Genomic DNA, 26439 nt, shown 5'->3' on the forward strand with positions numbered 1-26439 from the left:
ATGCCGCAAGCTAGCACCATTTCCGTTCTCGTCGTCGACGACCAGCTGACCATGCGGGCGTTGATCCGCAATGCGCTCCAGCAGATCGGCTTCAAGGATATCCGTGAGGCGCCCGATGGCGAGGAGGCTCTGAAGAACCTCCTGGCCAAGCCGGCCAACCTCGTCATCTCGGACTTCAACATGCCGAAGATGGATGGCCTGGCGCTGCTCCGCGCGGTGCGCTCGCACCCGCCGATCCGCCAGACCGCCTTCGTCATGCTGACGGGCCGCGCCGACCGCGAGCTGGTCCAGCGCGCCGTGCAGTTCGGCGTCAACAACTACTGCGTCAAGCCGTTCACGGTTCAGGGGCTGCGAGAGAAGATCGAACAGGTGTTCGGGCAGCTGACATGACGCCATTCTCCCATCAAGACGACCCGGAACGGGCGATCAAGGTTCACGTGACCCAGGGCGAAAGCCATGTGACGGGCGACCCGCAGGTGGTGATGACCACCGTGCTGGGCTCGTGCATCGCCGCGTGCATCCGCGATCCCCAGGCCGGCGTCGGCGGCATGAACCACTTCCTGCTTCCGGACTCGGGCGACAACCGCCGCGACGGCGACGCCGTCCGCTACGGCGCCTACGCCATGGAACTGCTGATCAACGACCTGCTGAAGAAGGGCGCCCGCCGCGAGCGGCTGGAGGCCAAGATCTTCGGCGGGGCCAAGTTGTTCGACGGCCTCTCGGACGTCGGCGCCAGCAACTCCGCATTCGCCGAGCGTTTCCTGCGCGACGAAGGCATCCCGATCGTCTCGTCCAGCACCGGCGGGGTCTCGGCCCGTCGCGTCGAGTTCTGGCCGGCTTCGGGCCGCGTTCGCCAGCGCCTGGTCGCCGTGGACAACGCTCCGCAGGACGTCCGTCGTCCCACTCCCGCCCCGATGCCCGCCGCTTCCAACGGCGACGTGGATCTGTTCTGACGCCCATGAACGCTTCGCCGCAGCCATCGACGCCAATCGCCCGGCCGGAGGAACACCTCCTGGTCGGCGAGCTGTCGCGTCGTCTGGCCGCGGAACTGGCCTCGGCCGCGGCGCTCTGCCAGGACTGCGAGCACATCGTCGGCGACCTCGCCCAGGGCGGCGCGGCCCTGGCCAACCTGACCCGGCTGCAGGCCCTGGACGAACTGAGCCAACGCCTGCACGGCCTGTCGGCGGTGCTGCAGCGGATCAGCCAGCACGCGTCGGGCGAATGGAGCATGTCCATCGAACCCCTGCTGGAAGGCCTGGGCCTGGCCGACCTAGTGGTGCGATTGCGCGCCGAGGAGGCCACCGGCGTGAAAGCCGAGGCCGGCGAGCTGGACTTCTTCTAGCGGGCCAATGACGGACGCGCTCCTCCCCTCGACGCGGATCAATCTCGAGCGGGCCACGGTGCTGGTCCTGGATGACAACGGACCCTCGCTGGACATTTTGTCGCAGGTGGTCTCGGGCTTCGGGGTCAAGCAGCTGCATCGGGCCGAGAGCGTCATGGACGCCCAGATCCTGGTCCGCACCAAGACTTTCGACCTGATCATCAGCGACGTGCAGATGCCCGTCACCGATGGCATCGAGTTCATCGAGTGGCTGCGGCGCGAGGGCGGCGAGAACAACCGCTACGTCCCGGTCATCCTGGTCACCGGCCACACCCGCACCTCGCAGATCTTCAAGCTGCGGGACGCCGGCTCCAACTACGTGGTGGCCAAGCCGATCACCCCCAAGGTGCTGCTGGAGCGCGTGTTCTGGGTGGCGCGCGAAGAGCGCGTGTTCGTCGAATGCGACAGCTATATCGGGCCTGATCGGCGCTTCAAGCACGAGGGACCGCCGCCGGGGACGGACGGCCGGCGGAAAGACGACCTCCCGGCGGAGGTGGGCGCCGCGCAAATGCCCAACATGTCCGACGACGAAATCAGCAACATGATGCGGCCGGCCAAGGTGCAGATATGACCGTCCGCAAGTTCCGTCCCCCCAACCGTCTCGCCAATATGATCAAGGATCGCGGCGGGGTGCTGGCCAAGGACGCCATCGCCGCCGCCGAGGCCGGCGTCGAAACCCTGCGCGAGGCTTCGATGGCCGCGCTGGACGAGGCCTTGGGCGAGATCGCTCGTCGCTTCGGCAAGGACGCGGCGGAACGCGACTCCCAGCCGTACGAAGCCCTGTATCTGCTGGCTTCCAAGGTCATCGACGTCAGCGCCTTCGTGGCCGACGCCGGCGTCGACAAGGCGGCGATGTCGCTGTGCGGGCTGGCCGACAGCTGCGCGGAGGCCAAGGCTTGGCGGTGGGACGCGATCGACGTCCATCTGAATGCGCTGAAACTGCTACGCGCGATGGGCGCCCAGCTGCCTGTCGAGCAGCGGGAGGCGATGCTTCAGGGCCTCTACCGGGTCAGCCACTACCGGCCGGAGGAGGGCTGAGAGGGCCGCATGACCTCTTCGCGCCGTCCCTGTGACAGAACGTCACCATGTGTCGGAAACGCAACGGCGCTAGGTGTGTCGTGGGTTGTGACCGCTTTGTGGCCTTGTCGGCGCTCGCGGGCTTTGTTAGCACTCTGATACCGGTGTCAAAAACCATAGTTTGCTTCTGACACCGGTGGCAAAAATGAAGACTTGAAGGCCGGGGGCGGTTTCGCGGGAAGGACGCGGGATCGATACGAAGGCCAAGGCGGCGGTTACGCCGTCGTCCAATGGTCGATACGGGAGGAGGTTCTATGTCCAAGAATTCGATGGGGCGCGTGCGCGCTCTGCACTGCGGCGTGTCCGGTGGCGCGCTGGCCCTGGCGATGGCTTTCGCCGGCGCCGCGTCCGCTCAAACCGCTCCGGCGGCCGCCGCCGCTCCGGCCGATGAGGTCGAGGCCGTCGTCGTCACCGGTTTCCGCGCTTCGCTGGCCAACGCCCTGGACGTCAAGCGTCGTGAAAACGACCTCGTCGACGTCATCAAGGCGCAAGACATCGCCGACTTCCCCGACCTGAACCTGGCCGAGTCGCTGCAGCGCGTGCCGGGCGTGTCGATCGACCGTGACGGCGGCGAAGGCCGCACGATCACCGTGCGCGGCCTGGGTCCCGACTTCACCGTCGTGCGCCTGAACGGCCTGGAAGCCCTGGCCACCACGGGCGGCAAGGACAGCTCGGGCGGCGCCAACCGTGGCCGCCAGTTCGACTTCTCGATCTTCGCCTCGGAGCTGTTCAACAGCATCACCGTGCGCAAATCGACCTCGGCCATGAACGAGGAAGGCTCCCTGGGCGCCATCGTCGACATGCAGGCCGCCCGTCCGTTCGACTTCAGCAAGTTCACCATGAGCGCGTCCGGCAAGATCGGCTGGAACGACCTCTCGCGGAAGAGCGACCCGCGCTACACCTTCCTGATCAGCAACCGCTGGGACACCGGCATCGGTGAAATCGGCGCCCTGCTGTCGGTCGCCTACGCCACCCGCGCCCAGCGCGAGGAAGGCTCCTCGACCGGCCGCTGGGAGAACCCCTCGGTCGCCTCCAACTCGGCGACGGCGTTCCCCTGCACCGGCGCGGCCTACAACCCGGTCAGCGGCCCGCCCCTGACCTGCGCCCAGATCGGCACGGTCACCGGCGGCACCTCGCCGACCGTCACCGCCGCCGCCGGCACCGCCAACAACCTGTGGCACCCGCGGATCCCGCGCTATGGCCGCCTGGACTATGACCAAAAGCGCCTGGGCGTGACCGGTTCGCTGCAATGGCGCCCGACCGATCGCTCGACCCTGACCCTCGACGCGATGCTGGCCAAGTTCACCAACAACCGCGACGAAACCTATCTGGAAATCATCTCGTTCAGCCGCTCCGGCGCTGGCGTGCCCCAGACCGACGTCGTGAACTACACGGCCGACTCCAAGGGCTCGCTGATCAAGGGCTCGTTCGATGACGTCGACGCCCGGGTCGAATATCGCCACGATGAGCTGAAGACCGAATTCAACCAGCTGGCCCTGACCTACGACACCAAGTTCGGCGAGGCGGGCCACCTGAACGTGGTCTACGGCCAGTCGCGCTCGATCCAGGCGAACCCGGTCCAGACGACCTTCTCGTTCGATCGCTACGACAGCGACGGCTACAGCTACGACTACTCGGCCAACGACAAGCTGCCGAACTTCAACTACGGCTTCGATCCGACCAATCCGGCCAACTTCACCTACAGCCCGAGCAACGCCCTGGGCGATCCCTCGCTGCTGCGTCTGCGTCCCAGCAAGGCGGTCAACACCTTCAAGACCTTCCGGGCCGACGTCGACTACGAGATCCTGGAAGGCTTCAAGCTGCGCTACGGCGGCGACTACAAGGAATACGGCTTCAGCTCGTGGGAGCAGCGCCTGTATTCGCGCAACCTGGCGGCCACGGGCACCACCTTCACCGCCGAAGCCGGCTTCGGTCTGCCCGCCGGTACGACGATCGCCGATGTCTCGCGCGTGATCAGCGGCTTCGGCCGCGGCCTGGATCTGCCCTCGGGCGTGCCGACCTCGTGGCTGGCTCCGGACCTGGAGAAGCTGAAGACCAAGCTCGGCTACGACTGTAACTGCATCAACGCCAACGGCGACTTCCGTCTCAGCACCCTGAATCAGCTGGGCGCCGTCCGGGCGATCACCGAAAAAGACACCGCCTTCTATCTGCAAGGCGACTTCGACTACGACCTGTTCAACATCCCTGTGCGCGGCAATTTCGGCGTGCGTTGGGTCAAGACCGAACAGAAGGCGACGGGCCACTACAACAAGGGCGCGACGACGGTCACCGTGGCCACGCCGTTCGGCAACCTGTCGGAATCGGTGCCCACCGACGCCGTCCAGACCGTGTCGCGTGAATACACCAACACCCTGCCGTCGCTGAACGTCTCGGCCCAACCGTTCGAGAACTTCTACGTCCGCTTCGCCGCCGCCAAGGCGATGACGCGTCCGCAGCTGCAGAACCTGACGCCGGGCTACACCGCCAACAGCCAGTCCGCCCAGACCCTGACGCGCGGCAATCCCGAGCTGAACCCGATGCTGTCCAACAATCTGGACCTCAGCTTCGAGTGGTATCCGGACAAGGAAACCCTGTTCTCGGTCGGCCTCTTCCAGAAGGACATCAAGTCCTACATCCAGACCTCGGCGGTCACCATGCCGTGGGCCGAGACCGAGCTGCCGGACGCGCTGCTGACCAACGGCAACACGCCTGACACGCTGTTCACGGTCACGACCCAGCTCAACAGCCCGGGCGGCAAGCTGAAGGGCTTCGAGGTCTCGCTGCAGCGTCCGTTCACGTTCCTGCCCGCGCCGTTCGACGGTTTCGGCGGCATCGTGAACTACACGCACGTCACCAGCGACATCCAATACGTGATCAAGAACCCGACCTATGCGGGTACGCCGAGGGTTCAGACGGCTCCGGCCGTGCTGCTCACCCAGCCGCTGCTGAACCTGTCGCCGGATGCTTTCAACGCGACGCTCTACTACGAAAAGGGTCCGTTCAAAGCCCGCGTCTCGGCCTCGTATCGCGACCCGTACCTGATCCAGGTGGCCCCGTCGGCGACCAACAACAACGATGTTCGGATCAAGGAAAAGACCATGAACATCGATACCCAGGTCAGCTACAACTTCAGCAACTTCACCGTCACTCTGGAAGGCATCAACCTGACCGACCAGGAAGACAGCAAGCTGGACGACTCGACCCGCATGATCTCGGAAGAGTACGTGCACTACGGCCGCCAGTTCTACCTCGGCGTGAAGTGGAAGTTCTAAGCTTCCAGGGGGCTTCCGCCTAAGAGAGAGGGCGCTGACCGCGAGGTCAGCGCCCTTTTTCTTGGCCGTTCGGAAGCGAAGGGAAGAGGCTAGGCCTCGGCCCCGTTGATCCACGTCGCCGTGACGTTCAGCTGATCGTCCAGCAGGCAGAAGTCCGCGGCCAAGCCCGTAGCGATCCGGCCGCGCTGGCCTTCCAGTCCCAGGAAGGCGACGGGGGCGGCCGAGGCCATCATCACCGCCTCGTCCAGCGACAGGTTCATCATCGCGACGGCGTTGCGCACGGCGGCGGCCATGTCGAGGTCCGAGCCGGCCAGGGTGCCGTGGTCGTCGACGCAGACGCCATCGACCACGCGGATGTGGCGGCCCTGCAGGTTGAAGCTCTTGTCGACCATGCCCACGGTCGGCATGGCGTCGGTCACCAGCATGAACCGGTCCAGCGGCCGGGTGCGCAGGGCGATCCGCAGGGTGGCCGGATCGACGTGGCGGCCATCGACGATCAGGCCGCACCAGGCGGTCAGGCTTTCCAGCGCCGCGCCTACCGCGCCCGGCTCGCGGCTGGTCAGCGGCGACATGGCGTTGAACAGGTGGGTGAAGCCGGTCAGGCCGTGATCCAGGGCTTGGCGCATGGTCTTGTACAGCGCGTTGGTGTGGCCGGCGGCGACCACCACGCCGGCGTCGGCCAGGCGCTGGATCATGTCCGGCGTCGTGCGCTCGGGGGCCAGGGTGACCAGGGTCTTGCCGACCTTCAACGAGGTCAGCAGGGCCAGGGCCTCGTCGTCGATGACGCGGAACTTGTCGGCGTCGTGGATGCCCTTGCGCTTGGGATTGAGGAACGGGCCCTCGATGTGCACGCCCAGCACGCCGGGCACGCCCTGTTCGATGGCCGCCTCGGTGGCGCGCATGGCCTGATCGACGACCGAGAGATCGTCGCTGATCAGGGTGGGCAGGAAGCCCGTCGTGCCGTAGGGGCGGTGCGCCGCGCCGATGGCGGCGATGGCCTCGACGGTCGGCGAGTCGTTGAACAACACCCCGCCGCCGCCATTGACCTGGGTGTCGATATAGCCGGGAACCAGCAGGCCGCCGGCCAGGTCACGACGATCGGCGCCGGCCGGGATCTCGCGCGCGTCGACGACGCCGGCGATCTTCCCGTCCTCGATCAGAACGGCTCGGCCATCGACGACGCCGGCTTCCGTCAGGACGCGGCCATTTACAAGTGCAGCCAGCATCAGACGGTTTCGGTGACCTTGTTGAGGTGGGGTGGGCTGTCGGGATCGTAGCCGCGCGCGACCGAAAGCGCATTGGCCATCCGGTAGAAGCTCTGAATCATCAGGATCGGCTCGAGCACCGGATGGCTCGCGAGCGTGGGCAGGGCTCCGACGACTTCGCCGTCCGCGCCCGGCGCGGCCAGCAGCACGTCGGCGCCGCGTTCACGCAGGCCGGCGGCCATGTCGTCGACGCTGGCCCGGCTCTCGTCGTTCTGGGCGAAGACCAGGGCCGGGAAGCCCTCCTTTACCAACGCCATCGGGCCGTGTAGCACCTCGGCGGCGCTGAAGGCCTCGGCGTGCAGGCCACAGGTCTCCTTGAACTTCAGGGCGGCTTCGAGCGCGACCGCGAAGCCGACGCCGCGACCCAGGACATAGAGGTTGCGGGCCAGCTTCAGGCGCTCGACGGCCGGCGACCAGTCCAGGCTCCAGGCCTCGGCCAGGGCGGTCGGCAGGTTCGCCAGCGCCTTGGTCAGCGCCTCGTCTTCGGTCCAGGCCGCGATCAGCTGCGTGATGGCGACCAGGGCGGCGATGTAGGACTTGGTGGCCGCGACGCTGAGCTCGGGGCCGGCGTGCAGCGGGATCACCTCGTCGGCCAATTCGGCCAGCGGCGAGTCGACGACATTGACCAGGGCCACGGCATAGGCGCCGGCGGCCTTGGCCGCCTTCACCGAGGCCAGCAGATCCGGGCTCTTGCCCGACTGCGAGATCGCCAGGACCAGCGCGCCTTCCAGATTGGGCGAGGCGTCATAGACCGAGCTGACCGACAGACCGGCCGACGAGGTCAGGACCCCGGCCTTGGTCTCGATCAGATAGCGGGCGAAGGTGGCGGCATGGTCGCTGCTGCCGCGGGCGCAGGTCACCACCACGCGCGGCGGGTTGGCGCGCAGGCGCTGGGCCAGCGCTTCGATCTTGCGGGCGTTGGCGCTCAGCTGGGCGGCGGCGACGGCCGACGCTTGGCCGGCCTCCAGGAACATGCGCGTGGATTCAGGCGTCAGCTTTTCGGACGACAGCCGCGCGGGCGCGGGGGTCTCAGGACGGGTCAAGTCAGTCGCCTCCAAGCTCTACTCCTAGGACTTCAGTACGTTCAGGGCCCAACACACTCAGGAGAGGGCGTTCAGTTCGGCGACGAAGTCGTAGGCGTCGCCGCGATAGTAGGACTGGGTGACTTCCACCGCCCGGCCGTCGCGCAGGAAGCCGCGTCGCTCGATCAGCAGGCCGGCGTCCTTGACCGGAACGCCCAGCAGGTCGGCCTGTTCGGCGGCGAACAGCACCGCGCGCAGCCGCTGCAGGGCGCGCACCGGCCGGTGGCCGGTCTTTTCCAGGGCCTCGTACAGCGACGTCTCGACCACCTCGGTGGAGGGCAGGGCGAAGGCGGCGATGGTGGTGTATTCCACGGCCATCGGCGCGCCGTCGGCGTAGCGGATGCGGGCGAAGCGGAAGACCGGCGTGCCGGGCGACAGGCCCAGGGTCAGGGATTCTTCCGGCGTCACCTGGCCCTCGGCCCGGCTGATCCACTCGCTGCGCGGCACGCGACCGCGCGCGATCATGTCCTCGGTGAACGACGACAGCTTGGAGAAGCTCTTTTCCACCCGGGCGGCGACGAAGGTGCCCGCGCCCTGGCGGCGCGTCAGCAGACCTTCACTGACCAGCCCGTCCAGCGCCTTGCGCACCGTGATGCGCGAGATGCTGAACTCTTCGGCCAGGTCGCGCTCGGCCGGCAGGGCGTCGTCGGGCGCCAGCACCTTCTTCTGGATGGCCTCGCGCAGGGCGCGCTGCAGCTGCTTGTAGAGCGGGGCGTGGTCGCCGGCGGCGTCGAGCCGTCCGATCCGTTCAGCAAACGTCATGTCACAGCCCTCCCTGCGTCACCGCGGTCCGCGCAAATCGGCGGCGCCTGTTGCTGGTCTCGATAGCATAGGACCATTTTCATACCAATAAGAAGGTGGTCTGCAATTGGTTTCTTTTTGGCCTTGTCAGCTGCAAAATTTCCGTCACAGTCGCCCCTCGAGGCCCGAGAATTTCCGGCATCCGCGTCTTTTCGCGGAATGATTGGTATCCAATTGGTCTTGATGGTTCGGCTCCAGGTCCAAACTGGCCGAGCAACACGGGGAGAAGAATTATGAAGCGTTTCCACAAGGTCCTCCTGTCGACGTCAGCCTCCGTGCTGGCCGTCGCCCTGGCCGCTCCGGCCCTGGCGCAGGATAGCTCCACCCAGGTCGAGGAAGTCGTCGTCACCGGTATTCGCGCTTCGCTGCAAGCCTCTGTTCAGGCCAAGCGTAACGCCAACGCCGTGATCGACGTCATCACCGCTGAAGATATCGGCAAGTTCCCCGACAAGAACGTCGCCGAGTCGCTGCAACGGGTTCCCGGCGTCACCATCCAACGTGAATTCGGCGAAGGCGAGCGGATCTCGATCCGCGGCACCGCGCCCACCCTCAACCGCACCCTGCTGAACGGCCACGCGGTCGCCACGGCCGACTGGTTCATTCTCGACCAGTTCAAGGCCAGCCGCAGCTTCAACTACCTCATGCTGCCGTCGGAAATCGTCGGCAAGGTCGAGGTCTTCAAGAGCCCGATCGCCAATATCGACGAAGGCGGCGTCGGCGGCACGGTCAATGTCCACACCCGCAACCCGCTGGACCTGGCTCCGCTGTCGATCTCCGGCTCGGTCCAGGCGTTCCACGACGACAAGTCGGGCAATACCGACCCGACCGCCTCGGCCATGCTGAGCTGGCACAACGCCGACAAGACCTTGGGCGTCTTGGTCGGCGGCATCTACGACAAGCGTCGCATCCGCCGCGACGGCATCGAGGTCCTGGGCTACAGCGCGGTCAGCAACGCCTCGGGCACCGGCAGCAACATCACCGGCATTCCCGCCGGCCAGACCCTGCTGGCGCCCAGCCTGATCGGCTCGTCGCTGTTCACCCAGACCCGCGAACGCAAGGGCGCGAACTTCGCGATCCAGTACGCGCCGACCGACAAGCTCGACGTCAATATCACCGGCCTCTATTCCAAGATGGACGCCGACAACTTCAATCAGAACTACATGGCGTGGATCAGCCAGAAGATCGGCGCCCTGGGCACGCCCGGTTCGCAGTTCACGGTGACCAAGGCCGACAACGGCACCGCCGTGGCCGGCACGTTCAACGCGGTCGGCGGCAATGGCGTGGTGTTCGACGCCATCGACCGCCTGGCCCACACCAATGTCGGGTCGCTCGACTTCGAGACCACCTATCGCCCGAGCGACGCGTGGAAGTTCCATGCCCGCGTCGGCTACACCAAGGCCAAGGGCTCGACCGACCTGCAGCCGTTCTGGGAAACCAACGCCCCGACCGGCCTGACCTATGACGTCTCGGGCGGCGTGCCCAAGGTCAGCTTCGCCAACATCAATCCGACCACGGCCGACGACGAGATGCCGCTGGGCTGGGTGTCGGCCAACACCACGGTCAACGACGACGACGAGTTCTACACCTTCGTCGACGGCGAGCGCTTCGTGGACGCCGGCGCCTTCAAGTCGATCGCTTTCGGCCTGAAGTACACCGACCACGACCGCGACGTGAACCAGACCTACGGCCAGCGTCGCTCGCTGTTCGGGGCCACGGCCTGCGGCGGGCATTCCTGCTCGCTGGCCGACGTCCAGGGCGGCGTCACGCCCAGCGACTATCTCGACGGCATCAAGACCACGGGCGTGCTCAGCTCGTACCTGACGGCCGACAAGAACAAGATCGAGAAGATCTATGCCAACCTGGGCAAGGCGACGATCTACGACCCGAACAACCCCAATGTCGGCGGCTGTATCGGCCTGGCCAACTGCGATCACTTCGGTCCGCTGGAGAGCTTCACGTTCAACGAGAAGACCTATGGCGGCTACGTGATGGGCAACCTGCAGGGCGACGGCTGGCGCGGCAATGTCGGCGTCCGCGTCGTCAACACCAAGATCGAGACCAACGCCTGGCGCGTCGGCGTCTCGGCGGGCACGCCGGGGGCGATCAACAACCCGTTCGGCCTGATGGCCCCGACCCAGGGGACCAAGGAGTACACGGACATCCTGCCGTCGGCGAACTTTTCGTTCGACGTCAAGGACGACCTGGTGCTGCGCCTGGCCGCCGGCCGCGTGATGGCCCGTCCGGACTACGCCCAGATGGCCGGCTTCACCTCGCTGACCGAGTCCCTGCTGACCGCCAGCGGCGGCAACCCGAAGCTCGACCCGTATCGCGCCAACCAGTACGACGCGACGCTGGAATGGTACTTCGCGCCGCAGTCGATCCTGTCGGTCGACTTCTTCTACAAGGACATCTCGACCTTCATCATCCAGGGCGCGACCGTCGAGAAGCTGCCGCTGCAAGCGGCCGCCACCGACCCGCGCGTACTGAACACCGCCAACAACTGCGTGCTGCAGTCGGCCGGCCTCTACAGCTGTAACTACAGCGTCGGTCGTCCGGTGAACGTGGCCGGCGGCAAGACCCAGGGCGTCGAGTTCAACTTCCAGATGCCCATCTGGAACGGCTTCGGCGTGCTGGCCAACTACACCTATACCGACGCCAGCTCGATCACCGACGTGCCGGTGCCGTCCAGCTCCAAGCACATCGCCAATCTCAGCGGCTACTACGAGAACGAGCGCTTCAGCGCCCGCCTGTCCTACAACTATCGGTCCAAGTTCTTCGTCGACTATGACGCCGAGCGTGGCTACCGCCAGCTGTGGTCGGACTCACTGAAGTCGCTGGACGCCTCGGCCAGCGTGAACCTCACCGAGAACATCTCGCTGAACATCGACGCGATCAACCTGACCGACGAAAAGCAGACCGACTTCTACGACAATGACAAGAACCGTCCGGCCCGTATCTACAAGAACGGCCGCATGGTGTTCGGCGGTGTCCGCTTCAAGTTCTAAGCACAACCCCGGGGCCTCTCCGGAGGCCCCGGTTCCTTATTTGCGTCGCGTGTGGCTCGGTTCAGTATCCCAACATGATCTCCCAAGCCCCGCCGATCGCGATTGATCCCCTCCTGACTGCAAGCATGGAGCTGGGGCGGGGCGGCCTTGCTGTCCCGCCCGCTTTTTGCGGCGTGCCTGCCAGTCGAACAGAAGCCAGTTCAAAGATCTGCGAGGCTGCGTGATCCTGACCCCGCTCCGCATCGCCGCCGTCTCGGCGCTCGCCCTGCTGGCCGCATCGGCGGCCGAGGCTCGTGACGCCGCCGGGCTCACTCTGACTCCGGCGCCGGCCAAGGCCGTGCGCGCCGAGGGCAGCTTCAAGCTTTCCGCCGCCACCCGCATCCACGTCGCCAAGGGCGATGTCGAAGCCAAGGGCGTGGCGCTGCAACTCGCCGACCTGATCGCCCGCTCGCGCGGCTTCAAGCCGGCCGTGGTCGAAGGTGTCCCCGCCGCCGGCGCGGCGGCCATCGTCATGACCCGCGACGGGCCCGCTGGCGAGGCCTACAAGCTCGACATCTCGCCGACGACCGTCACCATCGCCGCCGCCAAGCGAGCCGGCCTGTTCTACGGCGCCACGTCGCTCTGGCAGCTGGCGACCCCGGACACGGCCAAGGGCCCGATCGCCATTCCCGCCGCAGCGATCGAGGACGCGCCGCGCTTCGCCTGGCGCGGGCTGATGGTCGACAGCGCCCGGCACTTCCAGTCGATCGACACTCTGAAGTCGGTGCTGGACGCCATGGCGGTCCACAAGCTCAACACCTTCCACTGGCACCTGGTCGACGACCAGGGCTGGCGGCTGGAGATCAAGAAGTATCCGAAGCTGACCCAGGTCGCCGCCTGGCGGCTTGACCCGGGCGCGGCCAGCAAAGGCCCGAAGTACGGCGGCTTCTACACCCAGGACCAGGTCCGCGACCTCGTCGCCTATGCCGCCGCCCGCAACATCACCATCGTGCCGGAGATCGAGACCCCGGGCCACGCCCTGGCGCCGATCGTCGCCTATCCCCAGTTGGGCACGGCCCCGCCGGACGCCAGCAAGATGGGCGACTGGGGCGTGTTCCCCTGGCTCTACAACACCGACGACGCCACCTTCGCCTTCCTCGACGACGTGCTGAACGAGGTCATGGACCTGTTCCCGTCGACCTTCATCCATGTCGGCGGCGACGAGGCGATCAAGGACCAGTGGAAGGCCAGCCCGAGGATCCAGGCCAAGATCAGGGAACTGGGTCTCAAGGATGAGCACGCGCTGCAGAGCTGGTTCATCCAGCGGGTCGGCCAGAGCCTCGACAAGCGCGGCCGTCGCTTGATCGGCTGGGACGAGATCCTCGAAGGGGGCTTGGCGCCCAACGCCTCGGTGATGTCGTGGCGCGGCATCGACGGCGCGATCGCCGCCGCCAAGCAGGGCCATGACACCGTGCTGTCGCCGCAGCCGATGCTGTATCTCGACAATGGCCAGAGCCTCTCGCCCGACGAGCCGACCGGCCGCCTGCGCGTGGCCAGCCTCAAGGACGTCTACGGCTTCGACCCGGCCCCGGCCCAACTGTCGCCCGAAGAGCGCAAGCACATCCTCGGCGTCCAGGCCAATGTCTGGACCGAGCACATGCAGACCGACGAGCGCATGGAGCTGATGGCCTTCCCGCGCGCCGTCGCCTTGGCCGAACGCGGCTGGACGCCGGAAACCGGCGTGAACTGGGACGATTTCGCCCGTCGGATGCCGGCCGAGATGGCGCGGCTGAAGGTCCTGGGCGTCAGCGCCAACAGCGTGCCGTTCGAACCGCAGCCGGCCCTGTCGGAAAGCGAGGGCGGCAAGGTCAAGCTGGCCTTCTCGAACAGCCTCGGCATCGGCGACATCCGCTACACCGTCGATGGCAAGGCGCCGACGCCGACGTCCGGCGCCTATGCCGGCGCGCTCGACCTGCCGGCCGGGACGGTCGTGAAGGCCCGCGCCTTCGTCGATGGCCAGGCCCTGAGCCGCGAACGGACGGTGACCCTCGACCCGGCCGCCCTGCTGACCCGGACCAGCGGCCAGCTGAAGGGCTGCACCGACAAGGTCACCCTGCGGATGATCGACGACGCCCCAGCGGCCTTCGACAAGCGCGCCATGTTCACGGTCGACATCCTCAACCCGTGCTGGATCTGGCAAGGCGCCGACCTCTCGAAGGGCGCGCTGCTGACGGCTCGCGTCGGCCAGCTGCCGTTCAACTTCCAGGTCGGCAAGGACCGCGACAAGATCCCGCTGCGGGCTCCGGCCACGCCCGAGGGCGAGCTGGAAGTGCGCCTGGGCTGCGACGGCGAGCGCATCGCCGCCATTCCGCTGGGCAGGGCGGCGCGAAATCCGCAAGTCTCGACGATCACCGGCCGTCTGCCCGCCCATCCGGGTAAGGTCGATCTTTGCCTCAGCTTCACGGCCAAGAGCGTCGATCCCTACTGGGTCATCGACCGCGTGACCCTGAAGCCCGCTCCCTAGTTCTCGAACAAGAGTCGTAAAAGCCCGTGTCCAATCTCGTTCTCTCCGCGCCGATGAAGGGCTGGATCGCGCCGCTCGACGAGACGCCCGACGCGGTGTTCGCCGAGCGCATGCTGGGCGACGGTCTGGCGATCGACCCGCTGGGCTCGACCCTGCACGCGCCGTGCGACGCGACGGTGGTGACCGTCCATCGGGCCCGCCACGCCGTGACCCTGCGCGCGGCCAACGGCGCCGAGATCCTGATGCATGTGGGGCTGGAAACCGTGGCCCTGAACGGCGAGGGCTTCACGGTCTTCGTCGAGGAAGGCCAGGCGGTGAAGGCCGGCGACAAGCTGCTGGGCTTCGACCTCGACCTGCTGGCCCAGCGCGCCCGCAGCCTGATCACCCCGGTGGTGGTGACCAATCTCGACGCTTTCCGGATCGTCCGCCGCGACCAGGACCGTGAGCTCGCGGTCGGCGACTTCCTGATGGAGCTGTCGCCAATTGGCGGCGCGGTATCGGCCAGCCCGGAGAGCGCGGGCGAAGTGGCGCGTGACGTCGTCGTGCCGCTGGTCCACGGCATCCACGCCCGCCCCGCCGCCCGTATCGCCGAGACGGCCCGCAAATTCGTGGCCGAGGTGGCGCTGGTCGCCATCAACCGCCGCGCCAGCGCCAAGAGCCCGGTCGGAGTGATGTCGCTGGCGATCCGTCACGGTGACGCGATCCAGGTGGTGGCTTCCGGCGTGGACGCCGACGCGGCGATCCTGGCCTTGGCCGAGCTGATCGAGAGCGGCATGGGCGAAGGCGGTTCGGTTCCGGCTCAAGCGCCCACTCGGGCCTTGGCCGTCGCCGAAGCCGCGCCCTCGGGCCCGATCGAGCTCCCGCGCGACGGCGTGCTGAAGGGCGTTCTTGCCGCGCCGGGCCTGGCGATCGGTAAGGCCGTGCGCCTGGCCTCGGCCGACATCGTGGTCCGCGAAGCCGGCGAGGGCGTCGCCCACGAGGAGGCCGCCCTGGCCGCCGCGATCGACACGGTCCGCATCCGCATCGAAACGGCCGCCATGAAAGGCGATAAGGCCCGCAAGGCCATCCTCGGCGCCCACCTGGCCTTCCTGGAGGATCCGGAACTCTCGGCCGGCGCGCGCCGCCTGATCGGCGAGGGCAAGAGCGCGGGCTTCGCCTGGCGCAAGGCGGTCGGCGGCTATGTCGACGCCCTGCGCGGTCTCGGCGACCGGCGCCTGGCCGAGCGTGTCGACGATCTGGTGGATCTCGAGCGCCAGGTCCTGCGCGCGCTCAGCGGCGAAGAGGAGGGCGAAGCGGTGCTGCCGCCCGGCTCGATCCTGCTGGCCGACGAACTGCTGCCCTCGCAGCTGATGGGCGTGGACCCCGGCGTGGTCGCCGGCTTCTGCACCGCGCGCGGCGGCCCGACCTCACACGTGGCCATCCTGGCCGCGGCCATGGGCATTCCGGCCCTGGTCGCCGTCGGCGGCGCGGTGCTGAGCGTCGAGGACGGCGCGGCCCTGATCCTGGACGCCGATAGCGGCACGCTGCGCGTCGCTCCGGACGCCCCCGCCCTCGAAGCGGCCCAGACCGCCCTCGCCCAGCGCCAGGAGCGCAAGGCCGCCGCCAAAGCCGCCGCCCACCAACCGTGCGTGACCCGGGACGGAACCCGGATCGAGGTCTTCGCCAACACCGGCTCACTGAACGACGCCCTGGCCGCCGTGGCCAACGGGGCCGAGGGCTCGGGCCTGCTGCGCACCGAGTTCCTGTTCCTGGACCGCGAGACGCCCCCGGATGAGGACGAGCAGGCCCGCCAGTACCAGGCCATCGCCTCGGCCCTGGACGGCCGACCGTTGATCATCCGCACCCTGGACGTCGGCGGCGACAAGGCCGCGCCCTACCTGCCGATCCCGGCCGAGGAGAACCCGGCCCTGGGCCTGCGCGGCGTGCGCGTCAGCCTGTGGCGACCGCACCTGCTGAAGACCCAGCTGCGCGCCATCCTACGGGTGACGCCGCTGGGCCAGTGCAAGATCATGGTCCCGATGGTCGCCAGTCTCGACGAACTGCGCGCCGTCCGCGCCGTGTTGGACGAGGCCAAGCGCGAGCTGGGGATCGTCGAGGCGATCGAGTTGGGCGTGATGATCGAGACCCCGGCCGCGGCCGTGACCGCCGACCTGATCGCCGCCGAGGCCGACTTCCTGTCGATCGGCACCAACGACCTGACCCAGTACGTGCTGGCCATGGACCGGGGCAATCCCGAGCTGGCCGCCCGCATCGACGCCTTGCACCCGGCGGTGCTGCGGATGATCGACCAGACCTGCAAGGGCGCGGCGAAGCACCATCGCTGGGTCGGCGTCTGCGGCGGCCTGGCCTCCGACCTCGCCGCCGTGCCGATCCTGCTGGGCCTGGGCGTGACCGAGCTTTCCACCACGGCGTCGATCGCGCCGGAGGTGAAGGCCCGGGTCCGTGGCCTTTCCCTCGACACATGCCGTAGTCTCGCGGCCCAAGTCCTCGACCAGACCTCGCCCGAGGCGGTCCGGGCCCTGTCCAAGTCCTTCGGAGCCTGAAGCCGATGAAGTCTCCGCTGGAAATCCTGCAGCCGCTGGGCCGGGCCCTGATGCTGCCGATCGCGGTGCTGCCCGTGGCCGGCCTGCTACTGCGCCTGGGTCAGCCCGACCTGTTGAACATCGGCTTCGTCGCCGCCGCCGGCGACGCGATCTTCTCGAACCTCGGCCTGCTGTTCGCCATCGGCGTCGCCGTCGGCCTGGCCCGGGAGAACAACGGCGCGGCCGGCCTCGCCGGCGTCGTCTGCTTCCTGATCGCCAGCGAGGGGGCCAAGACCCTGCTGCACGTGCCGGCCGAGGTCACGGCGGGGCTGATCACGGCGCACGCGGACCTGGCCGGGGCGGCCTACAAGGCCAAGGCGCTCTCCAAGCTCAGCGTGCCGATCGGCATCATCTCGGGCGTGATCGCCGGGCTGTTCTACAACCGCTTCTCGGAGTTCAAGCTGCCGGAATACCTGGCCTTCTTCAGCGGCCGCCGCTTCGTGCCGATCATCTCGGGCCTGGCGGGCCTGCTGATGGCCGTGCTGCTGGGCTTCGGCTACGACGCCATCAACGGTTCGGTCGACGCGGCCAGCCGGGCCATCGTCGGCTCGGGCGAGTTCGGCCTGCTGATCTACGGCTTCCTGAACCGGATCCTGATCGTCACCGGCCTGCACCACATCCTCAACAACATCGCGTGGTTCGTGGTCGGCGACTTCCACGGGACGACCGGCGATCTGCGCCGCTTCTTCGCCGACGACCCCAACGCCGGGGCGTTCATGAGCGGCTTCTTCCCGGTCATGATGTTCGGCCTGCCGGCCGCCTGCCTGGCCATGTATCACACCGCCCGCCCGGAGAAGAAAAAGGCCGTCGGCGGCATGCTGTTCTCGCTGGCCCTGACGTCGTTCCTGACGGGCGTCACCGAGCCGATCGAGTTCTCGTTCATGTTCCTGGCCCCGGTGCTCTACGCAGTGCACGCGGTGCTGACCGGTTTCGCCATGGCGCTGATGAACGCCCTGCACATCAAGCTGGGCTTCACCTTCTCGGCGGGCCTGTTCGACTATGTGCTGAACTTCGGCAAGGCCACCCATCCGCTGTGGCTGTTGCCCTTGGGAGCGGTCTATGCCGGCGTCTATTACGGCCTGTTCCGGTTCTTCATCCAGAAGTTCGACCTGAAGACGCCGGGCCGCGAGGCCGACGACGTCGCGAGCGCGCAGAGCGTCAGCACCGGCGGCGGACGCGGGGCCGACTTCGTGGCCGCGCTCGGCGGGGCCGCCAACCTGGCCAGCGTCGACGCCTGCACCACCCGCCTGCGCCTGATCGTCGTCGACCAGGGCGCGGTCAACGAGCCCGCTCTGAGGGCGCTGGGCGCTCGCGGGATCGTCAAGCCGTCCGACAAGGCGCTGCAGGTCGTGCTGGGTCCGATCGCCGATGGCGTCGCTGGCGAGATCCGGGTCGCGATGGGCGCTCCCCCGCCCGTCGCCAAGTCGCCCGTCGCCAAGCTCGCGCCTTCGGTGCTGCCCACCGTCGAGGATGATCGCAAGGCCGAGGCTCTGGTCGGCGCGCTCGGTGGAGCGTCCAACCTCAGGACGGTCGGGACCTGCTCCAGCCGTCTGCGCTTGGTCCTCGCCGACCAGACCCGGATCGACGAAGCGGCCTTGAAGGCGCTGGGCGCGCGGGGCGTGGTCCGCGTCGGCGACCAGGTCGTGCACGTGGTCCTCGGCCCCGACGCCGAACGGGTTGGAGAGGCGGTTCGCTGCCATCTGCCGGCCTGATAGGCTCGCCAAGCGGAGGCGCCTTTGGATAAGCCGATCGACGACATCCTGATCGTGGGCGGCGGCACGGCCGGGTGGATAACCGCCGCCTATCTGGCCCGTCGTCTCGGGACCACGCGGCCGGACGGGGTGCGCATCACCCTGATCGAGTCCAGCGAGATCGGCATCATCGGGGTGGGCGAGGGGACGTTCCCGACCATTCAGAACACCATGCGTACGATCGGGATCGACGAGGCCCAGTTCATGCGTGGGGCCGGGGCGGCCTTCAAACAGGGCATCAAGTTCGTCGACTGGAAAACCGCGCCCAAGGACGGGATCCACAGCCACTACTACCACCCGTTCGCCCAGCCCCGGCTGCTGAACGGCGGCCTGGATCTCGCGCCCTACTGGCTGATGGGCGGGGCCGGCGACATCCCGTTCTCGGACGCCGTCACCCTGCAGGACAAGGTCTGCGACGCCGGCCGCGCGCCCAAGCGCATCGACGACCCGCAGTACGGCGGGCCGATGGCCTATGCCTACCACTTCGACGCGGGCAAGCTGGCGACCCTGCTGCGCGACGTCGGCAAGGCCACGGGCGTCAAGCACCTGCTGGGCAATGTCACGACGGTCAACAAGGGCGAGGACGGTTCGATCGCCTCGATCAGCACCGCCGAGCACGGCGAGCTGACCGCCGATCTCTATATCGACTGCACGGGGTTCGCCGGGGCCCTGATCGGCAAGGCCATGGGTTCGGAATGGATCGACAAGGGCGACACCCTGTTCGTCGACCGGGCCCTGGCCCTGCAGATCCCCTACGATCGCCCGGACGCCCCGGTGGCGACCACCACAATCTCCACCGCCCACGAGGCCGGCTGGACCTGGGACATCGGCCTGCCCGAGCGTCGGGGTACGGGCTATGTCTTCTCCAGTCGCCACACGAGCGAGGAGCGCGCCGAAGAGATCCTGCGCGGCTATGTCGGCAAGGCGGGTGACGGCCTGACCCCGCGCCTGCTGACGCTGAAGGTCGGCCATCGCCAGGCGCACTGGATCAAGAACTGCGTGGCCGTCGGCCTGTCGGGCGGCTTCCTGGAGCCGCTGGAATCGACCGGCATCGTGCTGATCGAGGCCGCCGCCTACATGCTGGCCCGCAACCTGCCGCGCCGGGGTGGGCTCGAGGCCGCCGCGCGCCAGTTCAATCAGGCCATGACCGACCGCTATCTGCGGGCCATCGACTTCATCAAGCTGCACTACTGCATCAGCCAGCGCACCGACAACGCGTTCTGGACCGACAACTGCGACCCCGCCTCGATCCCGGAGAGCCTGCAGGATCACTTGGCCATGTGGAAGCACCGGCCGCCCAACGTGTTCGACTTCCCCAGCCTCCATGAGAGCTTCAAGTACTTCAACTATCAGTACATTCTGTACGGCATGGGCCATCCGACGGCGATCGATCCGGCCGCCCACGTCCATGGCGACCTGGCTCGCGCCGACTTCGCTCGCGTGCGGGAGGCAGGCAAGCGCGCCGCGTCCAGCCTGCCCGATCACCGCGCCCTGCTGAACGCGGTCTACGCCCACGGCTTCTCCAGCAAGGCCCCCGACCAAGCCATGGCCGAGGCCGCCGAGACCGTGCGGCGGTGAGCGACGTGGTCTTCGAGGCGCGACCCGATCCGCGCATCGAGGTCCTGACCGTCGGGACCGAGAACACACCGGTGCTGGTCCTCGACGGCCTGCTGACGGGCGGGCAGGCCCTGGTCGACCACGCCGCCGAGGCCGTGCTGGCCCCGGTCAAGGCGGGCGTGAACTTCTATCCCGGTGTCCGCGCGCCGGCCCCTGCCCCCTACGTCCAGGCCCTGGTCAGGGCGCTGCGTCCTCACATGGCGCGGGTGTTCGGCGCGCCCGACGGCGGCCGGGCCGGGGTGACCTGCGCCCTCTCCATGGCGGTGACCCCGGCCAGCAAGGCGACGGTGGTCCAGCGCCTGCCGCACATCGACACCGCCGAGCCCAACCAGCTGGCCATCCTGCACTATCTGTGCGGACCCGAGCGCGGCGGCACCGCCTTCTACCGCCATCGCGAGACCGGGCTGGAGACGATCGATCCCGACCAGTCAAAGCCCTATTTCGCCGCCCTGCGCCGCCAGATCGAGCGCGTCCCGATCGATCCAGGCTACATCACCGGCTCCAGCGCTCTGTTCGACCGGATCGGCGCCGTCGAGGCGGCCTTCGACCGGATCATCGTCTATCCCAGCCGCCTGCTGCACGCCGGGATCCTGCCCGACACGCCGGTCAGCCTTGATCCGCGCGCGGGGCGGCTGACGGTCAACAGCTTCTATCGGTACGAGCCGGGCTAGCTGTTCTTCGCGGAAAATTCGTGCGTGCGTCGATCGAACGCATGGATCTGGCCGTGGCGGCGGCGGCTCCACGAAGCATGGATAACCCGCCCTTCACCCTTTTGCGCCACCGATGGACGGTCCGCCTCTCCGCGCGGTGAAGCCGAAAGTCCGTCATGGCCGTCGAGATCGCCGAAGACGACGTCGCGACCTTGCGCGCGCGCCTCGATCGCATGACCCGACTGGCCTCGGCCCAGAAGGCGCTGTCGGAGGCCGATCCGGACCTCGACGGCTTCATGGCCGCGATCGTCGTGCACCTGGCCGCGCTGACCGGCGCCAAGGGCGCGATGATCATGCTGGTGGAGGGCGACGAGCTTGTCTGCCGCGCCGCCAGCGACAGGTCCCTGATCGGCGACCGCCAGAAGCGGGTCGACGGCCAGTTGGGACAGAGCGCGGTCGCCTCTGGGGACGGCGCCATGGCCTGCGCGCCGCTGAGCCACGCGACCGAGTTTCTGGGCGTGCTGAAGGTGTTCTCCAAGCGCAACGGCGCCTTCGACGACGACGACCTCGACATCCTGCGCGTGCTGGCCTCGATGCTGGGCGCCCAGATGTCGCGCCAGCTGGAGTTCGACCAGCGCGAGAAGCTGCTGGCCGAGAAGACCGAGGCCCTGGAACGGGCGGCCTGGGAGACCCAGCAGCGCGGTCGCCTGGAATCGATCCTGCGCGCCAACGAGGCGCGGCTCGACAACATCATCGCCCACGCCCACCAGGCGATCGTCACCATGGACGGCCGGGGGCGCATCACCGGCTGGAACGAGCATGCCGAGAAGATCTTCGGCTGGAGCGCCGTCGACGTCTTCGAGCGTTCGATCGGCGAGGTGATCATCCCGGCCGACCAGCGCGCGGCGCGGGCGGCGGGCCTCAAGCGCTTCATGGAGACCGGCGAAAGCGACATGATCGGCCGGCGGGTCGAGGTTCCAGCCCTGCGCCGGGACGGAAGCGTCTTTCCGATCGAGCTGGCGATCAGCGCCTCGCGGACCGAGGACGGCTGGCAATTCACGGCCCTGATGCACGACATCTCCGAGCGACGGGCTCAGGAGGAACTGTTCGAGAACGCCTTCCACCACGCCCCGATCGGCATGGCGCTGGTCGATCTGGACGGCCGGCTGGTCAAGCTGAACGACAACTTCTGCCAGATCGTCGGCTACCCGCCGGACGAGGCGCGCGCGCTGGACTTCCAGAGCATCACCCATCCCGACGACCTACAGGCCGATCTCGAGTTCCTGCGGCAACTGCTGGCCGGGGAGATCCCGCGCTACCAGATGGAGAAGCGCTACATCCGCAAGGACGGCGTTGTGATCTGGGTGCGTCTGTCGGTGTCGCTGGTGCGCGGCGCCGATGGCGCGGCCCGGCACTTCATCGCCCAGATCCAGGACCAGACCGCCCGCCGGGCGATCGAGAACCGCTACCGGCTGATGGCCGAGAACACGACCGACGTCATCGTCACCAGCGATCTGCGGGGGCGTTCGACGTTCGTCTCGCCGGCCTGCGAGGCGGTGATCGGCTACACCCCGGAAGAACGGCTCGGCGACACGCCCCTGGCGATCACCCATCCCGAGGACGCCGCGTCCCTGCATGCGGCCTTCGCGGGACTGGTCACCGGCCAACCGGCGGGCCGGGTGCGCTGGCGGGTGCGCCACAAGCGAACCGACGATTGGATCTGGGTCGAGTCGAACCCCGTCCTGATCCGCGACGAGGTCAGCGGCGAGCCGACCGGCTTCCTCGACGTGATCCGCGACGTCACCACCCAGAAGCTGCAGGAAGACGCCCTGGCCCAGGCGCACCTCGACGCCGAGGCGGCCATGCGCTCCAAGGCCGACTTCCTGGCCAATATGAGCCACGAGCTGCGCACGCCGCTGAACAGCATCATCGGCTTCACCCGCCTGCTGACCGAAAGCCGGGGCCTGGCGCCCGAGGACCAGCGTCGCATCGAGCTCGTTCACGGCGCCGGCCAGGCCCTGCACGCGGTGATCGACAACGTGCTCGACTTCTCCAAGCTGGAGGCGGCGGCGCTGGAGCTGCACGCGGCCCCGTTCGACCCGGTCGAGCTGCTGCGCCAGACGGTGGCCCTGCTCGAACCCCAGGCGGCGGCCAAGGATCTGCGCCTGAAGACCATGATCGACGCCGACGCGCCGGTCAGCGTCATCGGCGACGCTGGCCGCCTGCGCCAGGTGTTGCTCAATCTTCTGTCCAACGCCGTGAAGTTCACCGCGAAAGGCGGCGTCACCGCCAGCCTGACGTGCGTGGGTGGCGACGACACGGCCCCGCGCCTGCGGATCGAGATCGTCGACACCGGCTCGGGCATAGCGGAAGGCAAGCTGGACGGCCTGTTCAACCGCTTCGTCCAGGCCGGCTCGTCAGTCTCGGCCCATTACGGCGGCACCGGTCTGGGCCTGGCCATCTCGCGCCAACTGATCACCCTGATGGGCGGCGAGATCGGCGTCGAGAGTACGGTCGGCAAAGGGTCGATCTTCTGGTTCGAGGTGGCCCTGCCGCTGGGCGCGAGCGAGGGCGGCGGCGTCAAGCACGCGCCCGAGGCCGAGCCGCTGCGCCTGACCGGCCGCCGCATCCTGGTGGTCGACGACGTCGAGCTGAACCGCGAGCTGATGCTGGCCCTGCTCAGCAAGTACGGCTGCGAGATCGGCCTGGCCGAGGACGGCGCGCAAGCGATCGATGCCTTGCGCGCGCGGCCGTATGAACTGGTCCTGATGGACTGCCAGATGCCGGTGATGGACGGCTTCGCCGCCACCCGGGCGATCCGCGCCTCGGGCGAGGCGTTCGCCGAGATCCCGATCGTGGCCCTGACCGCCAGCGCCCAGCCCGAACACCTGGCCCGCTGCGAGGCGGCGGGCATGAACGACCACCTGACCAAGCCGCTGAATCCAGGGGCGTTGGAGCGGGTCCTCGAGATGATCTTCCGCGGCGCCCCCGCGCCGGTGGCGGTCGAGCCGACGGTCGACGCCGGCGCCGAGGCCCGCCAGTACCTGGTGGAGTCGATGGGCGCGTCCGCCGTGCGGGCGCTGCTGGCCATCCTGCTGGCCCAGCTGGAGAGCCGTTTCGGGCAGGACGACGCCGAGGCCGTGCGCGAGGACGCCCACGCCCTGGCCGGTTCAGCGGGCATGATGGGATTCCTGGATCTCTCCCGGACTTGCCGCGACCTTGAGGCCGCGATCGAAGGCGGCGACGACCATCGCGAGGCTCTGGATTTGACACGCGGCCTCGTCGCGCGGACCATCGCGGTCGCCCGGCGCTGGGAGGCGGATCTGGCCGCCGCCGACGCACCGATGCGGCAGGCCGCTCAGCGGCTGCACTAAGGAGGCTCGCTCGTGTCCGCGTCCGCCGCCATCCTGGTCATCGATGACGACGCCGTGGTGCGCCAGTTCGCCGAGCTGGTGCTGGCCCAGGCGGGCTACAACGTCTCGTCGGCGGCGACCGCGGAACTGGGCATGAGGGCCCTGCAAGCGTCGCGCTGGGACCTCGTCCTGCTGGACATCAACATGCCCGGCATGACCGGCCTCGACGTCCTGCGACTGCGGAAACACCAGCGGCTGAAGGCGGCGGTGATGATGATGACCGCGCGCGACGACGCCGCCACCGTGCGCCAGGCGATGGAAACCGGGGCCGACGGCTACATGGTCAAGCCGTTCGGGCCGCGGGACCTGCTCAAGCGGGTCGAGGCCATGCTGAACCCCGAGAAGTTCCGCGCCGCGCCCAAGGATAGTGGTCGTCCGCCGTTGGAACTGGACTAGCTACCAACTCAGATAGAGCGCCTCGGACACCGTTTCGACGGGCCCGTTCAGCACCTTGGCCACCGCCGAATAGCCGCTGACCAGGGCCGTCCTGCGCCGATAGAGCGCCTCGGGAACCTCGGCCCGGTAGACCGTCTCGCCGCGCCGGCCGTCGAATGACAGGGCCCAGCGCACCCCGCGCCGGTTCAGATCGTCCAACGCCGCGAACAGCGCCGCCTCGTCGATCCCGCCGATGTAGCGCTGCTTGTTCCCGGCATAGGGCGGGTCGAGATAGACGAAGTCGCCGGCCCGGGTTTCGGCCAGGGTCTCGCGATAGTCGCGCGCGACGAACTCCACCCCCCGCAGGCGCGCCGACCAGGCTTGGACGGCCTTGGCGAAACTGCCTGGCAGCATGCCCCTGCGCGACAGGTGGAAAGAGTTGTTGAAGTCGCCGTCGCGGCTGAAGCGGACGATGCCGTTGACGCAGGTCCGCATCAGGAAGTTCAGGTCGGCCGGCCGCTTCTCGGCGTTGAAGCGGTCGCGGACGGCGTAGAAATAGCCGGGCAGGTCCTCCTGCAGCCGCCGCCACTGGTCGGCATAGTCGGCGATCAGGGCCTCCGGCTCGGCCTGGGCCATCTTCCAGAAGCCGATCAGCGGCGCATAGAGGTCGCTGGCCACGGCCCCTTCGCGAGCCAGATGATAGAGCACCGCGCCGCCGCCCAGGAACGGCTCGACATAGCGCGCGTGCGGCGGCGCCAAGCGGACGATCTCGGCCGCCTGGCTGCGCTTGCTGCCCGTCCATTTCAGGATCGACGGGACCTCGCTCGGGGCGGGGCGCTTTTCCTTCACCGGACGGGCTCGGCGGCCCTGGGGGCGAGCATCATGGCGGACCTGGCGGCGACGCCGCGAATCGCGGCCCGCGGCCAGTTTATCGAAGGCGACGCATACCCGTCCGGTCCATGCGATTGATAGAGCGTGGCCCGTAGCCGGCGACGTATTTCCAGGTGTAGATCTCATTTATCATTTCAATATAAAAGATAAATGGAAGATGTTATTTTCGGATTCGCTTACGAGTTTTTGTCGAAGCCAAGTCTCTTCATCGGAGATGAACTTTGATTCGCTACGATCTTGATGAAGCGCGAAAACTATTGAATCTTGACCTGAGAGAGGTTCGCAGGGCCGTCATCGCGATGACCTGGGCGATCGATCTGGTCCAGCGCGACCCCGGCGTCGCCCAATGGGACTGGATCATCGATTTCCGTGGCGCCTTCGACGACGACGCAGAGGTGTCTCATCTCTCGCGATTGGCGGCCGTGTTCCCCCCGGTCGAGAACCCGGCCTGGAGCTTGCTGATCAGCCGCGACCCGTATCTCTATCTGCTGGCCCAGGCGATGGACGGGTTGTTCCCGAACCGCAAGCACCTGGTCGTCACGACGCCGGACGAGGCCGATCTAGCCTTGAGGCGCGTGCGTGGAGCGACCGCCTGATCGGGAGCCGAAGCTGATCGTGGCGGCTCGAGAGCCGGGCCTGAATGTCGGGCGTTCTAAGGGGTGGTGGCGGAGAGGGTGGGATTCGAACCCACGGTGCCCTTCCAGGCACGCCGCATTTCGAGTGCGGTACATTCGACCACTCTGCCACCTCTCCAGGCCGCCGTTCGGGGAGGCT

19 protein-coding genes and 1 tRNA gene are annotated in these 26439 nt (G+C 67.9%); 15 read left to right on the top strand and 5 right to left on the bottom strand.

Going from position 1 to position 26439, the window contains the following annotated elements; genetic code table 11:
* The 6 genes from ASC70_RS02635 to ASC70_RS02660 all read left to right on the top strand — a co-directional run bounded on the left by ASC70_RS02635 (position 1) and on the right by ASC70_RS02660 (position 5730).
* Positions 1-390, top strand: a complete 390-nt coding sequence (locus ASC70_RS02635; RefSeq protein WP_047403396.1) for a response regulator — start codon at positions 1-3, stop codon at positions 388-390.
* Entirely contained in the window at positions 387-953 is a 567-nt protein-coding gene (locus ASC70_RS02640; protein ID WP_047403398.1) for a chemotaxis protein CheD, read from the top strand. Before ASC70_RS02635 ends, ASC70_RS02640 begins: the two co-directional genes overlap by 4 nt.
* Positions 954-958: 5 nt before the next feature.
* On the top strand, positions 959-1342 hold the full coding sequence (locus ASC70_RS02645; protein WP_056046259.1) for a hypothetical protein: 384 nt from the start codon (positions 959-961) through the stop codon (positions 1340-1342).
* 7 nt (positions 1343-1349) lie between these two features.
* Positions 1350-1952, top strand: a complete 603-nt coding sequence (locus tag ASC70_RS02650; RefSeq protein ID WP_056046262.1) for a response regulator — start codon at positions 1350-1352, stop codon at positions 1950-1952.
* On the top strand, positions 1949-2419 hold the full coding sequence (locus ASC70_RS02655; protein ID WP_056046264.1) for a hypothetical protein: 471 nt from the start codon (positions 1949-1951) through the stop codon (positions 2417-2419). Before ASC70_RS02650 ends, ASC70_RS02655 begins: the two co-directional genes overlap by 4 nt.
* A gap of 293 nt (positions 2420-2712) precedes the next feature.
* Positions 2713-5730, top strand: coding sequence for a TonB-dependent receptor (locus tag ASC70_RS02660; RefSeq protein ID WP_056046267.1), 3018 nt, complete (start codon positions 2713-2715; stop codon positions 5728-5730).
* 89 nt (positions 5731-5819) lie between these two features.
* On the opposite strand, the gene nagA is transcribed toward ASC70_RS02660, so the two are convergent.
* From nagA to ASC70_RS02675, 3 genes are read right to left on the bottom strand one after another with little or no spacing between them, the layout of a single operon-like run.
* Positions 5820-6956 carry an N-acetylglucosamine-6-phosphate deacetylase gene (gene nagA / locus ASC70_RS02665; RefSeq protein WP_056046269.1) on the bottom strand — a complete coding sequence of 379 codons (1137 nt, stop codon included), beginning with the start codon at positions 6954-6956 and terminating at the stop codon, positions 5820-5822.
* Positions 6956-8053, bottom strand: coding sequence for an SIS domain-containing protein (locus ASC70_RS02670; RefSeq protein WP_056046271.1), 1098 nt, complete (start codon positions 8051-8053; stop codon positions 6956-6958). The genes nagA and ASC70_RS02670 overlap by 1 nt, the downstream gene beginning before the upstream one ends.
* A gap of 42 nt (positions 8054-8095) precedes the next feature.
* Positions 8096-8839: a GntR family transcriptional regulator gene (locus ASC70_RS02675; RefSeq protein WP_056046273.1), complete on the bottom strand. Its 744-nt coding sequence runs from the start codon at positions 8837-8839 to the stop codon at positions 8096-8098.
* A gap of 272 nt (positions 8840-9111) precedes the next feature.
* Here ASC70_RS02675 and ASC70_RS02680 point away from each other — a divergent pair, with 272 nt between their 5' ends.
* The 8 genes from ASC70_RS02680 (at position 9112) to ASC70_RS02715 (ending at position 24795) form a co-directional block, all read left to right on the top strand.
* Positions 9112-11883, top strand: a complete 2772-nt coding sequence (locus ASC70_RS02680) for a TonB-dependent receptor (RefSeq protein WP_056046275.1) — start codon at positions 9112-9114, stop codon at positions 11881-11883.
* 220 nt (positions 11884-12103) lie between these two features.
* Entirely contained in the window at positions 12104-14386 is a 2283-nt protein-coding gene (locus tag ASC70_RS02685; protein WP_056046277.1) for a beta-N-acetylhexosaminidase, read from the top strand.
* A 26-nt stretch (positions 14387-14412) separates the two neighbouring features.
* Positions 14413-16929 (top strand): phosphoenolpyruvate--protein phosphotransferase, encoded by a 2517-nt coding sequence (gene ptsP / locus ASC70_RS02690; RefSeq protein WP_369815055.1) that lies wholly within the window; start codon positions 14413-14415, stop codon positions 16927-16929.
* Positions 16930-16934: 5 nt separating this feature from the next.
* Entirely contained in the window at positions 16935-18680 is a 1746-nt protein-coding gene (gene nagE, locus ASC70_RS02695; protein WP_056046281.1) for an N-acetylglucosamine-specific PTS transporter subunit IIBC, read from the top strand.
* Positions 18681-18704: 24 nt separating this feature from the next.
* On the top strand, positions 18705-20297 hold the full coding sequence (locus ASC70_RS02700) for a tryptophan halogenase family protein (protein WP_056046283.1): 1593 nt from the start codon (positions 18705-18707) through the stop codon (positions 20295-20297).
* On the top strand, positions 20294-21007 hold the full coding sequence (locus ASC70_RS02705) for a DUF6445 family protein (RefSeq protein WP_056046284.1): 714 nt from the start codon (positions 20294-20296) through the stop codon (positions 21005-21007). The genes ASC70_RS02700 and ASC70_RS02705 overlap by 4 nt, the downstream gene beginning before the upstream one ends.
* A gap of 155 nt (positions 21008-21162) precedes the next feature.
* Positions 21163-24360, top strand: a complete 3198-nt coding sequence (locus tag ASC70_RS02710) for a PAS domain S-box protein (RefSeq protein ID WP_056046286.1) — start codon at positions 21163-21165, stop codon at positions 24358-24360.
* A 12-nt stretch (positions 24361-24372) separates the two neighbouring features.
* A complete protein-coding gene (locus tag ASC70_RS02715) occupies positions 24373-24795 on the top strand; it encodes a response regulator transcription factor (protein ID WP_056046288.1) in 423 nt (140 codons plus the stop codon).
* On the opposite strand, the gene ASC70_RS02720 is transcribed toward ASC70_RS02715, so the two are convergent.
* Positions 24796-25623 carry a DNA adenine methylase gene (locus ASC70_RS02720; RefSeq protein ID WP_056046290.1) on the bottom strand — a complete coding sequence of 276 codons (828 nt, stop codon included), beginning with the start codon at positions 25621-25623 and terminating at the stop codon, positions 24796-24798.
* Positions 25624-25886: 263 nt separating this feature from the next.
* Between ASC70_RS02720 and ASC70_RS02725 the strand changes: the two genes are divergently transcribed.
* Complete coding sequence (locus tag ASC70_RS02725) at positions 25887-26261, top strand: hypothetical protein (RefSeq protein WP_156396106.1); 375 nt, start codon at positions 25887-25889, stop codon at positions 26259-26261.
* Between the two features lie 67 nt (positions 26262-26328).
* On the opposite strand, the gene ASC70_RS02730 is transcribed toward ASC70_RS02725, so the two are convergent.
* A tRNA-Ser gene (locus tag ASC70_RS02730) sits at positions 26329-26418 on the bottom strand.
* Positions 26419-26439 lie beyond the last annotated feature (21 nt).

Origin of the sequence: Caulobacter sp. Root343 (assembly GCF_001425745.1) — a bacterium.
In the GTDB taxonomy this organism is placed as follows: Bacteria; Pseudomonadota; Alphaproteobacteria; order Caulobacterales; family Caulobacteraceae; genus Caulobacter.